This is a genomic window from Flavobacterium lotistagni (assembly GCF_011392125.1).
Lineage (GTDB): Bacteria > Bacteroidota > Bacteroidia > Flavobacteriales > Flavobacteriaceae > Flavobacterium > Flavobacterium lotistagni.
Genome location: NZ_JAAJBU010000008.1, coordinates 140,116 through 154,075, shown reverse-complemented (window position 1 = coordinate 154,075; position 13,960 = coordinate 140,116). Strand labels below are relative to the sequence as shown.

General features: G+C 35.7%; 20 protein-coding genes. 9 read left to right on the top strand and 11 right to left on the bottom strand.

What is annotated here, in order from left to right; genetic code table 11:
• Positions 1 to 3: 3 nt before the first annotated feature.
• The 10 genes from G4D82_RS10540 to G4D82_RS10495 form a co-directional block, all read right to left on the bottom strand.
• Complete coding sequence (locus G4D82_RS10540) at positions 4 to 396, bottom strand: hypothetical protein (protein ID WP_166337245.1); 393 nt, start codon at positions 394 to 396, stop codon at positions 4 to 6.
• A 138-nt stretch (positions 397 to 534) separates the two neighbouring features.
• A complete protein-coding gene (locus G4D82_RS10535; protein WP_166337244.1) occupies positions 535 to 1,011 on the bottom strand; it encodes a P27 family phage terminase small subunit in 477 nt (158 codons plus the stop codon).
• A gap of 86 nt (positions 1,012 to 1,097) precedes the next feature.
• Entirely contained in the window at positions 1,098 to 1,433 is a 336-nt protein-coding gene (locus tag G4D82_RS10530) for a hypothetical protein (RefSeq protein WP_166337243.1), read from the bottom strand.
• A complete protein-coding gene (dnaB, locus tag G4D82_RS10525) occupies positions 1,433 to 2,959 on the bottom strand; it encodes a replicative DNA helicase (protein WP_166337242.1) in 1,527 nt (508 codons plus the stop codon). The genes G4D82_RS10530 and dnaB overlap by 1 nt, the downstream gene beginning before the upstream one ends.
• Positions 2,960 to 3,721 carry a helix-turn-helix domain-containing protein gene (locus tag G4D82_RS10520; RefSeq protein WP_166337241.1) on the bottom strand — a complete coding sequence of 254 codons (762 nt, stop codon included), beginning with the start codon at positions 3,719 to 3,721 and terminating at the stop codon, positions 2,960 to 2,962. It abuts the gene before it with no gap.
• A gap of 10 nt (positions 3,722 to 3,731) precedes the next feature.
• Positions 3,732 to 4,247: an HD domain-containing protein gene (locus G4D82_RS10515; RefSeq protein WP_166337240.1), complete on the bottom strand. Its 516-nt coding sequence runs from the start codon at positions 4,245 to 4,247 to the stop codon at positions 3,732 to 3,734.
• A 10-nt stretch (positions 4,248 to 4,257) separates the two neighbouring features.
• Complete coding sequence (locus G4D82_RS10510) at positions 4,258 to 4,548, bottom strand: hypothetical protein (protein ID WP_166337239.1); 291 nt, start codon at positions 4,546 to 4,548, stop codon at positions 4,258 to 4,260.
• Positions 4,549 to 4,778: 230 nt separating this feature from the next.
• Positions 4,779 to 4,958, bottom strand: coding sequence for a hypothetical protein (locus G4D82_RS10505; RefSeq protein WP_166337238.1), 180 nt, complete (start codon positions 4,956 to 4,958; stop codon positions 4,779 to 4,781).
• A 1-nt stretch (position 4,959) separates the two neighbouring features.
• The gene (locus tag G4D82_RS10500) at positions 4,960 to 5,181 is read right to left on the bottom strand and encodes a hypothetical protein (RefSeq protein WP_166337237.1); all 222 of its coding nucleotides are present in this window, start codon (positions 5,179 to 5,181) and stop codon (positions 4,960 to 4,962) included.
• A gap of 171 nt (positions 5,182 to 5,352) precedes the next feature.
• Positions 5,353 to 5,610 (bottom strand): hypothetical protein, encoded by a 258-nt coding sequence (locus G4D82_RS10495; protein ID WP_166337236.1) that lies wholly within the window; start codon positions 5,608 to 5,610, stop codon positions 5,353 to 5,355.
• Between the two features lie 132 nt (positions 5,611 to 5,742).
• Between G4D82_RS10495 and G4D82_RS10490 the strand changes: the two genes are divergently transcribed.
• The 3 genes from G4D82_RS10490 (at position 5,743) to G4D82_RS10480 (ending at position 8,153) form a co-directional block, all read left to right on the top strand.
• Positions 5,743 to 6,126 (top strand): hypothetical protein, encoded by a 384-nt coding sequence (locus G4D82_RS10490; RefSeq protein ID WP_166337235.1) that lies wholly within the window; start codon positions 5,743 to 5,745, stop codon positions 6,124 to 6,126.
• On the top strand, positions 6,123 to 6,506 hold the full coding sequence (locus tag G4D82_RS10485; protein ID WP_166337234.1) for a hypothetical protein: 384 nt from the start codon (positions 6,123 to 6,125) through the stop codon (positions 6,504 to 6,506). Before G4D82_RS10490 ends, G4D82_RS10485 begins: the two co-directional genes overlap by 4 nt.
• 399 nt (positions 6,507 to 6,905) lie before the next feature.
• A complete protein-coding gene (locus tag G4D82_RS10480) occupies positions 6,906 to 8,153 on the top strand; it encodes a site-specific integrase (protein WP_166337233.1) in 1,248 nt (415 codons plus the stop codon).
• A 3-nt stretch (positions 8,154 to 8,156) separates the two neighbouring features.
• Here the strand turns inward: G4D82_RS10480 and G4D82_RS10475 are convergent, their stop codons facing one another.
• Complete coding sequence (locus tag G4D82_RS10475; protein WP_166337232.1) at positions 8,157 to 8,564, bottom strand: winged helix-turn-helix transcriptional regulator; 408 nt, start codon at positions 8,562 to 8,564, stop codon at positions 8,157 to 8,159.
• A 104-nt stretch (positions 8,565 to 8,668) separates the two neighbouring features.
• On the opposite strand from G4D82_RS10475, the gene G4D82_RS10470 reads away from it, so the two are divergent.
• The 6 genes from G4D82_RS10470 to G4D82_RS10445 all read left to right on the top strand — a co-directional run bounded on the left by G4D82_RS10470 (position 8,669) and on the right by G4D82_RS10445 (position 13,950).
• On the top strand, positions 8,669 to 9,532 hold the full coding sequence (locus tag G4D82_RS10470) for an SDR family oxidoreductase (protein WP_166337231.1): 864 nt from the start codon (positions 8,669 to 8,671) through the stop codon (positions 9,530 to 9,532).
• A 114-nt stretch (positions 9,533 to 9,646) separates the two neighbouring features.
• Positions 9,647 to 10,732, top strand: coding sequence for an alkene reductase (locus G4D82_RS10465; RefSeq protein WP_166337230.1), 1,086 nt, complete (start codon positions 9,647 to 9,649; stop codon positions 10,730 to 10,732).
• 37 nt (positions 10,733 to 10,769) lie between these two features.
• Positions 10,770 to 11,663 carry an NmrA family NAD(P)-binding protein gene (locus tag G4D82_RS10460; RefSeq protein ID WP_166337229.1) on the top strand — a complete coding sequence of 298 codons (894 nt, stop codon included), beginning with the start codon at positions 10,770 to 10,772 and terminating at the stop codon, positions 11,661 to 11,663.
• Positions 11,664 to 11,990: 327 nt separating this feature from the next.
• The gene (locus G4D82_RS10455; protein ID WP_207788156.1) at positions 11,991 to 12,818 is read left to right on the top strand and encodes an RteC domain-containing protein; all 828 of its coding nucleotides are present in this window, start codon (positions 11,991 to 11,993) and stop codon (positions 12,816 to 12,818) included.
• A gap of 89 nt (positions 12,819 to 12,907) precedes the next feature.
• A complete protein-coding gene (locus G4D82_RS10450) occupies positions 12,908 to 13,192 on the top strand; it encodes a helix-turn-helix domain-containing protein (RefSeq protein ID WP_166337227.1) in 285 nt (94 codons plus the stop codon).
• Between the two features lie 14 nt (positions 13,193 to 13,206).
• Complete coding sequence (locus tag G4D82_RS10445; protein ID WP_166337226.1) at positions 13,207 to 13,950, top strand: transcriptional regulator; 744 nt, start codon at positions 13,207 to 13,209, stop codon at positions 13,948 to 13,950.
• Positions 13,951 to 13,960 lie beyond the last annotated feature (10 nt).

Genomic DNA, 13,960 nt, shown 5'->3' with positions numbered 1-13,960 from the left:
TTGTTATTTTTGGATTTTGTCGATTGCACTTCGATCATACACTTTCATCGCTTTGTAATCTTCATGGAAAATTTCTGCGATGTGTTCGGCCGCTTCTGAATCTTCAGAAACAAGGCGGGCACCGACGCCCGAACCCGCCCCCCTGATGTCGTAGACGACGTACGAAAACCCGGCACCCGAAGGGGAACCCATATCGTGAATAGCCTCGTATTTATACTGATCGTAGTTTGTGTAGTCGGGATTAAATTCAGGGTTTACAGCATCGTGGCCTACACATAAATTGATAAAGCCTTTGACAGCTTCCAAATGGTGCTCAGGAACGCCGGTTATAACTACCGCGCTCGGATCAAAATTTTGCGACGCTAAAGCCGCTTCTTTGTTTTCAAATTTTTTCATTGGTTTTAAATTGTATTGTTGGTATTTATTTATAAAAAAACAGGAACGCACAAACCTGTTTTTGACCGATTTTAGAAATTTTGATTTACAACATTGTTAAATGCCTTATCAAAATTTCAAAGAACGTTTACGTTTTTATTATCCGTGCTTTTGTTGCATTTCCCTATCAAAAAGAGATAACTGAGAACCATCGTTTGCTCCAGTTTCTTTTAAACTCAATCGATCTTTGAAGCTGAAACCAAAGTGCTTTGAAAATGATTCGATTTCTTTTAGCATTTTTTCCCGAAGTGTTACGTGTCCTGAAACATTCGAAGCGCCGGAAATAAATGTTTGTACTAAACCACCTATGTAGCCCCGACTATTGATTTGTTCTTCTGCTTGCAAATAGTAATCAACTGATCGGGCCAGCGCATGTAAATGAATCAAATCGGGCTTTGTAAGCTTATTAGATTCAATCAGCATTTTACCGAAATGGCGATACCAAAATTTTTGATTATCAGTCAAATTTATTTTAGGCATTGGTGCCGGCAGGGTTTTCAAAATCTCATAGAGATTTTTATTCACTTCTACAACTTCACCATCATTTCTTAAAACTTTCATATTTGCTTTTGACATAACTAACATTATTAAATTAGACCCCCCCACCAAAAAACTACACCGAGTAAAATCCTGACTAAACAGCGATGTACATGATTATTGAGTTACCGAGATTTTACCCCATATCCCTTATGCGCTTCGCGACCGGATTTACTATCGTGATGTTTTTTACATCTTGACATTAACCACTTCATATCATAAGGATCATCACCTCGCGCAATCAATACTTTCACTTGCGGTTCGTGATCAGCAACCGTTGCAACGGTTGTTATTCCTTCAGCTTCACAATCACAGCAACACGGAAACAAATCCAATTGTTGCGCCCGAACCTTGCGCCACCGCCGACCGTTGTAATCGAAATCATCATCACGCCTTTCACGGTCGAACGGTACACGATCAACTATCCACGGTCTTTTAATCTTTTGCAGTTTCTTTGCCATCAGAAAGGCATATCATCATTATTACTTGAAACTTCAGAACCATAACCGGCAAAAGCCTGACTAGGCGATAAGCCTTCAAACTTATCAGCTGCCGCGTGTAATTCCTCGTCAGCCCGATTCGCAGCATCAACATCTTCAGGATCCATGAATTTTGTTTTATTTTCGTCAAAGTATAATCCTTTGCGATCTAAGGAACCATTGCGATGCTTTGCAATAATAAATTCAGTATTAGCACCCATCGATAACAATTCATCATCAGGCTCTATGTTATAGTAGGACGGTCGGTAGATAAACGCGACAACATCAGCATCCTGTTCTATTGCACCAGATTCCCGAAGATCACTAAGCACCGGTCGCTTGTTACCACGTTTCTCCAATTCACGAGAAAGCTGCGAAAGCAAGATGATCGGAATGTTCAATTCTTTCGCTAAACCTTTAAGCGTCCTGGTAATCGTTGAGATTTCTTGTTCACGGTTTCCTGTTTTTTTTAAACCGCTAAAGCTCATTAGTTGCAAGTAATCAATGATTACAATCTTTACACCGTGCTTGCGGTGCCATAACCGAATCTTAGCAACGACATCAAGCAATTCCTTTGAATGATCATCGAAGTATGCCGGATATTTAGACATACGATCTTCGAGATCAAGAAGCTGTTCAAAGTATTTCTTTTTTGAAAATCCAGTCCTGAACAACTGGCTAAGATGAAAATGGCTTGCACATGCAACCATCCTTGTTACCAATTGCAACGTTGACATTTCACAGGATATAAAACCTACAGGAATATTACGCACTACATTTTCAAGCATTCCACGAAGCACAAGCGCTGTTTTTCCCATTCCGGGCCGCGCAGCTATAATTATCAAATCCGACAACTGCCAACCGCCTGTTATCAAATCCACTTTTTTGAATCCCGTAAAAACACCAGATATTTCTTCTTCCTTTTTCGATGAAAGCAACTCGACGCGTTTCTTTATAGCTTTCAAAGCCTCTTTCATGGTAATATCAGCACCACCTGTATTAGTTTGCGCAACGAGGTTATCCAACTTCAAAGAAGCGTTATCAATCAAATCGAAAATATCAGTTTCAGGATCATACGCCGCACTCATATTTTCAGCAGAATTTTTTATCATTTGCCGCTTAACCCAAAACTGGATAAGCAACCTCGCATGATACTCGGAATGCGCACTGCTGCTAATTTTCTGAGTGAGCTGTATCAGATAGAAATCGCCACCAACCTTTTCCAAAACACCATTGCTTCTTAACTTCGCACTTACGGTAAGAAGATCAATCGGGCTGTTATCCGAATGCAATTGTTGTATTGCTTCAAAAACAAGAAAATGCTCAGATTTAAAAAAAACTTCCGGTGATTTAATGATCAGCAATACTTCATCAATCGCCTTAACATCAATCATCATAGCACCTAACACCGCTTCTTCAAGATCGACAGCCTGCGGAACCACAAGCATATTGCGATCAACATTCATAACAGGCTCAACATGTGTATTTGTTTTTGAATTAGGTTTCATTTACGATACTTTTTTATTCATGTATGCCGGTGAATCGCCGGATTTATTTTTTTCGGTTAAACCTTTACTTTTCGCGGATTCATCAAACCGCTGCCAATTACTTGAAAGCCTGTTAAGCCTCGCAAAAAGAATATCTGCCTCAAATGGCTTCTTTTCTTCTATGACTTTACAATTGAAATCGATTACGAAACGGTCAAAATCTTTAATTTTCGATTTGTTTTGCATCATCCAAGTTTCGTATCTGGACGAAAAATTCAACTGCAAAAATTCGAGTGCGGTTTCCACACTCTTATCATTTATTATATTATCAATATTATTTGTCGGATTCATTTCCGAGAAAGCAGGCTTAACTAATTCAAAATCAGATACAATAACTTGTTTAACTAACTCGGATTCATTTCCGAGTTTGCTCGGATTCATTTCCGAGTTTATCGCAAACTCGGATTCATTTCCGAGTTTATTCCAGCGTTTTCCTTTTTCAGTTAACCGTAAATAATCCCTGCGTTTTTCGTTTTCATATTCAACCAAACCTATAGCCGCTAAATATTTGAAATGCCGGTAGACAGTATCAGGCTTTTCATAAAAAAGCGGAAGCTGCTCGATTACTTTATTTCGCGAAACCCACCAGTAAGTTTTACCATTTATAGCTTTCTCACTGGCCCAGCTACTAACTTCAGTCAAAACAGACATCAAAGCAGCCTGACTAACATTCAGTTTAAATTTTATACATCGATCCTGATTAATTACGATATTGAAGCGCATACATTTCGGATTAAGATTCAGTAACTTCCAAACATTCAGCATAAGCTTCCAAAAATCGCCGCTTTGCTTCAGCAGAATCCCAAACTTTGTAATCGGGTTCAACTTTCATTACCATAGCCCGCCATTCCAAACTCAATAATTCAGAATCAATTTTTTTTATCTGGTCAACATAAGGAAATTGAAACCCAAATTTTTCAGCAATTACACCGGATAATCTTTTTTCGACAGCCTGGTAATCAGGTAACAATTTTTTAAATGGAGAAGGCATATCCAGCATATAGGCTTCAGACGCATCATGAAGCAATGCAGCTAATTTATTTTCAGGCGCCGCCATCATATAAGCATAAACTGAATGTTGGGCAACGCTCAAAAATTCATCAAGCTGGCCACCAAATCGCGGCATAAAACTCAACCCATGTGCAATATCTTGGATATCGATTGTATCAGGATCCATTATCAACAAATCAAAATACTTTCCGGAATTTGTTCTGATCGAATTTGGGGTAAACTCTTTTTTCCAATCCATAGTTTTAGGTTTATTTTCCGTGAAACTCAATAATCAATCTCTTACGGATTTTGAACATATATTTTAAATTCTTACCATTCAACGCTTTTTCAAAAAGCCGATTTTTCATTTCATCGTCAACAAAATTTGAAAGTTTTTTTGCGGTTGTTAATTTTGAATCCGAAAACAATGGGAGCAACTGGAAATCAATAAAATCATCATCTACCGGCCACCAATATTCACCAATTATTTCAGAAACTTTTATAACAAAATTTCTATTAATCATTGCGTTCAGTTGATTATCAGATTTAATTGCCGCCATTACTTAGAATTTTAAACCGCAATCATTACACAACCATTCATCACCATCCGGATCGTTTTGTAAATGTTTGCAGTTATTATGCAAACAAGTGTCCTGAAGAAATGATTCGTAGCCGTCAGTTTTAGGCCAGAATTTTTCTATCAGATACGTACATACAAAACCTAAACACCACATAAGAGCAGCACCAAAAATCGAAAACACGATTATCGCTATACCGATTTCAAATCGACTTAAATCATTCGACCACATAAACGACACATTTCAATACGTTCAAAGAAGTTTTCAGGATAACATAATACAGGTGAATTACAGCCACTTTCAACCGTATCGCCTGAATGATCAACCTTTTGATTTACACCCGAGAATGGGATGTTATCTTTTGGAATTTCCTTTTTATTATTTTCCATCATTTTACTTTTTTGATTTAAATTTTCTTTCGCCAGAATCAATAAGATTTTTAAACTTATCAACCCTTTGTTGTTTGGTAATTTTTGATTTCGATTCAGGAGCAACACGCTCACTTGCATTACTCCCGAAATCAAAATCACCGATTCCTAGAATTCCAGAAATCGCGGTTAAATGTTCCCGCAAACATTGTATCGTTTCGACTGGTATTTCAACCATACTTCCCATCAAGCATAGCATTGTTTTACCTGATCAGATAACTCCCAAAAGAAATTCCAAATTCGGGCAGGATATTTATTTTGAATCATCAGAAGTGCACAGCGATAATTCAATACTTCGCCATACGTCCTACATGATTGTAATACATCCATTAACTCTACGACTGTATATAATCTCATATCAATTCAGTTTTTTCAAAACATCTTTTAAAGCTGCGAGTATTTCGGAATCAAAATTTCTAAAATGCCAGAAATCCCATAATCGAGATTCATCAGTATTAGGAAAATAATTTTTTACTATCGCCTTTAATGCTTCGAAACTTTGGAAACCCTTATCGAAAAAATCACTTAAAACCTGAGCAGAATTTTGAGCGCTCTCAATCCTTTTGAAAGTCTTCAAATCCCTCTGTTTCAAATTAGAAGTATCAGTGATTGGCATAACCTTTGTATATTTGTATTATAATTCTGTGTATAATTATGATACAAACCTAATATAAATTATAATACAAAAAAACAAAAATGTATTATAAAAAATATTATTTTCCCAATTTTATAACGTAAAGTATTGCTTATGAACGAATTAGGCTATGAAAAAAAATTGAAAATTATATTAGAAATAGTAGATAAATTTCAACTCACAGCATACGAAATTGGAACAAATACCAAGATGAATGTGTCTGGCGTCAGTAGAATATTTGATAAAACTGTGAAAAAACCACACGAAAAATCTGTGGATAAAATATTTAATTGGTTTAATTCTCAAGAAAAGTATGCTATTTATATTAGAGAAAATATTATAAACGATCCTACACAAGCATATACTACAATTCCTCAACTTCAAGAAAGAGTAAGAGAACTCGAACGTTTTTCTGAACTAAAAGATCAGGTTATAAAATTGCTCGAAGAAAAAATAGAAACTATATTGAATGCATCAAAAAACAAAAATGAATCATGAAATTACATATACCAATATTCATATTTTTACTTGTAAGCAAGGCGGCATTTGCCCAAACTTTACGCTATGATAAAATAACCAATGAAGGTAAATTCACTGAATATTTTTCAAAATCCGGCGAATCCATTAAAATAAACGACACCATCGAAATCGGATATCCAGGTAACGGATCGAGGTTCAATTTTATAACACAAGGAAACGAACCCGCCGGAGTGATAATAGCAAATACCAAAGTTGTGGTAACAAAAATAAAATCCATTGGCAATCCAAAAAGAGGGTATAAGGCTTACTTGTTTTTTTCCGGCTATGGATTATTACCGGTAGTTATCGATTACGAATCTGCTTTGGAAACCCACGAAGTTAAAAGAAAAATCAACTAAATATAGTGAACAAAAAAGTGAACAAAAACTAATAAATATACATTTTAATTTGTTTGTAAAGCATTAAAAACCAACGCTTTACTATTTTAATAATCAACGTGCAGAGTATCCCTCTTTCTCCGCTGATAAAAATCCTAAATGGTATCAAAACCCCCGAAATCCTATGATTTTCGGGGGTTTTTGCTTTTACAGACTTTCAAAATTTATCATCAAATCTTATCGCTAAAGGGACTAAATCGAGACCCTGACAAAAACTAGAAATCTAGGGTCTCGCTAAAATCCCTTAACCCTTGCAAACATTGGGTTTGCGAATGAATTAAATAGCTTGTTCATTCAGTAAACATCTTGTTTGGCTTGGGATTGGAATTTAACTTGAAGAATAATTAACCAGTCAGTAAAATGAAAGCGAAAGTAAACCTGCATTTTTATGCAAAATCCACCAAGGCGAATGCCAAAGGGCAATTTCCAATTTATGTCCGTCTTACTGTAGATGGAATCAGAACCGAATTCAGCACTAAGAAATTTATAGAACCTTCCCGATGGTCGTCTGAAGCGTCCAAAGTGAAAGGTACAACTGAAGAAGCCCGTTCAATAAATAGTTATCTTGATGTAATAAAATCCAAAGTATTGGATATACAAATGGAGTTAATCCATAAAAATGAAAATCTAAGTATTGAGAATTTTAAAGAATTGCTTTTTGGCTCTGATGAAAAACAACGTATGCTCGTACCCATTTTTCAAGACCATAACAATAAGATAAAGGAATTGGTGGGAAAAGAATATGCTCCCGGAACATTAGAACGCTACACCACTTCTTTAAAGCATACGATTGAATTTTTGGAATGGAAATACAATGTGTCAGATATTGAAATCACAAAGATAAATCATGCTTTCATTTCTGATTATGAATTTTATTTAAGAAGCGTTAGAAACTGTGCCAATAATACGGCAGTCAAATACATTAAGAATTTCAGCAAAATAATCAAGATTTGTTTAGCCAATGATTGGTTGGAGAAAAACCCATTTGCTAATTATAAATCGAAAGTGAAAGAGGTTGAACGAGTTTATTTAACCGAAGATGAAATTCAAGTCATTACTGAAAAGGATTTAAAGAACGATAGGCTTTCGCTTGTTAGAGACATATTTCTTTTTAGCTGTTTTACAGGTCTTGCATACATTGATGTGAAGAACCTAACCAAATCACACATAAGTATTGGTATTGATGGCGAAAAATGGATTTTTACACATCGTCAGAAAACAGAGAGCGCATCAAAAATTCCAATTCTTCCCGTTACGCAAATGATTATCGATAAATACGAAAATCACCCTCAATGTTTAGGAGAAGATAAACTACTCCCTATCCTATCAAATCAAAAAATGAATGCTTATTTAAAGGAAATTGCGGGGATATGCAAAATTGATAAGGAATTGACTTTCCATATCGCCCGACACTCTTTTGCAACTACGGTAACGCTAACAAATGGTGTTCCGATTGAAAGTGTCAGCAAGATGCTTGGGCATAAGAATTTGAGAACAACTCAGCATTATGCCAAAGTTTTGGACAGAAAAGTAAGTGAGGATATGAAAAAATTGAAGGATAAATTTATGCCTGTAGTGAAATACTCATCTTCAGTGAAAAAAGCATAAACATCATTTATGTTTATAATCTATTTTGCTATAATCATAATTTTCAAAAAATTGTTTTCTGTGTGTAATACCCCAATCAACCATTTTTTCAATCACTTCTTTAATTGATTCTCCTGATTTTGTCAGTTTGTATTCGATGATAACAGGAATTGTATTATGCACAATTCTTGTTATCATACCATTCATTTCCAAATCTTTGAGTTCCTTGCTTAGCATACGGGGGGTTATTTTGGGGATATTGTTTTGAATATCCGTATATCGCTGCTTTCCAAATGTTATTGAGCTTAAAATTGCAAATTTCCACTTGCCGCTGAATACATTAATTGTATCATTTAACGCCAACACATATAACTCTGGACAAGATTTAATTTCTTTTGGAGTCGGCTTTCTACTAGTATCATTTTTAGTCATATCAAAACCTTTTTTCGAATCCTACTATACAAAAGTATAGGACTATATTTTAAGAAGCAAAGATAGTATAATATTGTAGTGTAAAAATTTAAACACATAAAAAAATGACTAAAAAAATTGTATTGATTACAGGAACAAACAGTGGCTTTGGATGGCTAACGGCAAAAAGCGTAGCTGCATTAGGACATAAAGTGTATGCTACCATGAGAGACACAAATGATAAGAATGCAGACAAAGCAAAAGCATTATCTGCGGTTGAAAACATTACAGTAGTAGATGTAGAGCTTACCAATGAGGAGAATGTACAAAAAGTCTTTGGTGAAATAATTTCTAAAGAAGGGAAGATTGATGTGTTGGTAAACAATGCTGGTTATGCAGCATACGGGGTGGCTGAAAGCTTTACCACCAAAGATGTGCAGGATATGCTTGATGTACATGTAATAGCTTATTGGAGGTTGATAAAATTGGCACTACCATATATGAGGAAGCAAGAAGAAGGTTTGATTGTAAATGTATCCAGTGGTTCCGGAAGACTTTCGTTCCCTTTTATGACTGTATATAGTGCAGCAAAATTCGGCTTGGAGGGTTTGAGTGAAGGCTTACATTATGAAGTGAAATCTTTAGGAATAGATGTGACAGTGGTAGAACCGGGCGCATACCCTACCGACATTTTTGGAAAAGTGCGAACCGGTTCTGATTTAGGTGTCAATGATGGCTATGGTTCATTACTTCAAATACCTGAACAAATGGAGGCAGGATTAACGCAGTTGCTTGAGACGGTAAAGCCCAATCCACAAGATGTAGCCGATGCTATAGTAAATTTGATAAACACGCCAAAGGGACAAAGACCATTACGTACTGTGGTGGATCACGTTACAGGGCATATAATAAAAGCATCAAATGATGCAGTACAAGTACAGCATCAAACAATGCTGCGTGACTATGGCATGGGTGATCTATTGAAATAGAATATGGCTTCTATTATTCATATCTAACCTACTATACAAAAGTATAGGACTATATTTTAAGAAGTCAAGTTAGTATAACTTTGCCTTCTAAATAATCATAAAATATAAAAAACAATGAAGCTATTAGAACCATACAAAACAGATAAACTGGATTTAAAAAATCGAGTTATCATGAGCCCTATGACTCGAAACAGATCTGACAATTCTAATCATCTTGCAACCGATATGATGGCTGAATATTACAGACAGAGAGCAACTGCAGGATTAATTATTTCAGAAGGTATAAATATAAGTCCGACCTCTATAGGTTATGCTTTTGTTCCTGGAATATGGACTTCTCCACAGACTACCAGTTGGAAAAAGGTGACATCTGCTGTTCATCAAGAAGGCGGACTAATTTACGCACAACTTTGGCATTGCGGCAGAATTTCTCATCCCGATTTGCTGAATGGCAGTTTGCCCTTAGGACCTTCTGCAATTAACGCCAATTTTTGGTCTTACACACAAAATGGTTTTCAGGATACCGTTACACCAAAAGCCATGACAATTGAAGATATTAACGAAACTATTGAGGACTTTGCGGTTGCTGCGTCAAATGCCATAGAAGCAGGATTTGATGGTATAGAACTGCATTGTGCAAATGGATACTTGTTTCATCAGTTTTTTGCGAAGTGCGCAAATCAAAGAGAAGATAATTACGGTGGTACAGTCGAGAACAGAGCGAGATTTCTATTTGAAGTTTTGGATGCGATCCAGAAGAGAATACCAGGTATTAAAATAGGAATTAAACTCGCTCCCGCGTTTCGGGGAATGTTTGGAATTGAATTGGATGACGACCAAACAACTTTATACGAATATGTAATACACAAACTTAATGAATACAATTTGGCATACGTTCATATCGGTGGATACGGAGAGGCGCAAGACCTGCAACCTATCGAAGTCGTTTTAAATAATGCAAGACGTTACCGCAAATTTTATCACGGTACCTACATCATTAATCGTGGATTTACACGTGATACCGCAAATCAGGCTATTCTCGATGGCGTTGCGGATCTGGTCTCATTTGGCGAATTGTTTATTGCAAATCCAGATCTGGTTAGACGGTTTAAAGAAAGTGCAAATTTAAACGTGCCTGATACTGAAACTTTCTACGGTGGAAATGAGATAGGATATCTTGACTATCCAACACTGAAATAGATTTAAAAAATTTACTAAAACTTTAAAATTAAAAAAAATGACAAATAAAATTTTTACAGTTATGGGTGCAACAGGTAATACAGGAAGTATTGTCGCTGACACCTTGCTTGACAATGGTTATAACGTGCGGGTAATTGGCCGTTCAGCCTCAAAATTATCGAAATATGCTGACCGTGGCGCAGAAATATTCGTTGGAGATGCAAAAGATGCAGACTTTCTAATCAATGCGTTTAAAGGAGCTGATGGCGTTTACGCAATGATTCCACCAGATTATACAAGTACTGATCCAATCGGTGACTACAAGCAAGTCGCAAGTGCTTTAAAAATTGCAGTAGAGAATTCAGGTGTAAATCGCTTGGTAGTTCTCTCTGGTTTAGGTGCGGACAAAGAATCTGGAACAGGATTAATAGTTGGATTGCACACTCTTGAGAAATACTTAGCCCAAACAAATGCCGATCAATTAATCATTAGAGCCGGATTTTTCTTTAATAACTTTTTTGGTTCTTTACCTTTGATTAAGTATACAGGTATTAATGGTGGAGTACATAGCCCAGATTTACCCGTGTATATGACTTCCACTACTGATATAGGGGTTTTAGCTGCAAATGAACTCATGAATGGAAATTTTAATGGTGTTGAAATACGAGAATACCTCTCAGAATCTCCAATGACAATGAGTGAGGCAACAACCTTAATCGGAAAGGCGATTGGCAAACCGGATTTACCTTACCTGCTATTTACTGAAGAAGATTATGTCACTGGCTTAGCTAATGCTGGCATATCTTCGGAAGTAGCACACTTACTTGCAAAAATGGGTGAAGCATTCAATGACGGCAAACTAAAACCGCAACAGCAGCGTACTGCAAAAACTACAGCAAAATCTTCATTTGAATCTTTTGTTCCGATTTTGGCGCAGGTTTACAATGAGTAAATACAATATTTTCTTTTAGGAAGTTTGGAAATGGGGGGCTGATTGAAGTTATAATTGTTTATACTTCAATCAGCCTTCATCCTGTAACGACCCAAGAATCCAGTATCTATTAAAATGAGACATACTAATCTTAACACAGGAGACATTCCAAAATATAGAATAACCGCTCAAATTATATTTTAATTACTATTCTTGCTGACGACTTAAGGCGGACAAATTATAATGTTCGCCTTTTGTTTTTTTTGATTTATAGAGTTTTAAATTAATGATAATTAGGCGAACCATGACATAAAATATCTTAATGTAGTGAACCCCAAAATACCTAAGTTGCTTACTGAACTTAACGACCAATTAAGTTTTATTGATATAGAGATTGATAATTTATTGATACGCTGTGAAAGCGCCATAGATATTATTTTAAAAACGATTAATAACTTAAAATCAATCGTTTCCAAACAAAGTTTTAAAACAGAAACTGAAGAAATACAATTTTTCAAAGAAATTAAACCACAGTTTACTTCAAAACTGATTTACTATAATGTGATTTTCAAAATTGAAATGAAAAAGCCCAATGGTGGAAGTCGTATTTTGAAGAAATATTATAATAATGAGCTCATCAAATTGAAGTCATTTTTTGATAACGAACTAGACTTTTATAAATACTATCGTTCAGGTAGTAGTTACTTAGATTATAAATACTTCTTGCGAGGCAAATTTGATATAAAGATGTCTTTAGACAGTTACTATTTTGAAACAGATAGAAACTTTTCAACCTCTCACGATTTCAAAGTTGCTAAAATATTAGCAAATGACTTAATCCAGTTATACTTGGAAAATCAATTAATTATGATTGATAATAAAGATATTTCGGAAAAATCACAACGCAAACCGAACATAAAAATGACTTGGACTGGCTCAAAAGTAGCACTAACAGAATTGTTATACGCTCTTCATTCGGAAGGAACATTTAATAATGGTGCTGTTGATTTGAAAGATATAGCAGAATATTTTGAACATATTTTCGATGTTGATTTAGGGCAATTCCGTCGCACATTCCTTGAAATTCGGGCAAGGAAAAACGATAGGACTAAATTCTTAATTTCATTAAATGAAACACTCATGAAAAGAATGGACAACGCAGATGATATTGTTTAAATGAAAATCGTTCACAACTCCATCCCCGTTGTGAAACAAACTGCTCTAAATCGAACAATTTTGCGCTATAACGAACTAAAATTTATGTTATGGCTATAGAAGTAATTACACGTGAAGACCTAAATGAATTTAGGAGTCTTCTACTGAATGATTTAAAAGAAATCATCCAGTCAAAACCACAGCAAGTAAAACAATGGCTTAAATCTAATGAAGTCAGAAAATTGCTGAACATTTCCCCCGGTACTTTGCAAAATCTCCGCATTAATGGTACACTCACCTTTACCAAAATTGGAGGTATTATGTATTATAACTATTCGGACATTGAAAAAGTTCTGAATGGTAACGTCAAACCAGTACCAACGCTTTTCAAGTAATGTAATCCTATAGCATGAATTACATAAAGCACTTGACAGGTTTTTTTAATTGCATCACCAATGAAGAGACTATTTACCCTACCCATATCAGTTTGTACTTGGCATTGTTTCAAAGCTGGAATGTAAATCGGTTTAAAAACCCGATTACAATTTCAAGGGATGAAATGATGAAAGCCAGCAGGATTGCTTCAAAAGCCACATATCACAAGTGCATCAGAGAATTGCAATTATTTGGTTTTATAGAGTATTTACCCTCCTATAATCCATATTCCGGTACAGAGGTCATTATGTATAATCTTTCGAGCGGCAAGCCAATGATTGAACAAGTTAATGGTAAGGTTGCTGAACAGGTTAATGAACCGCATATATATAATAATAAACAAACATTAAAAAACAATAAAAACATATCTATTGAAGGAAATTTTGAGGGATTAGCTGAGGATGGTTATTTAGATACCGCAGGAAAAGAAAAAAAAAGTTCCGCGAAAAAAAAAGAAAAGCCAGGACTGGAACAGGTGAAGGAATATTTCAAAACCGAGGGTTATCCCGAACTGGAAGCCGAGAGGTTTTTCAATTACTACACCAGTAACGGTTGGTTGATTGGCGGGAAAACAGAAATGGTAAATTGGAATGCCGCAGCTCGAAACTGGATGCTGACCACTTCCAAATTCTCAATCAATTCGCCTCAAAACAAAGAAAAACCAAGGGCTAATAATTTGAACACCGAAGAAGACAAGGACTATGCAGAACCATTGTAAGATTTTCAAC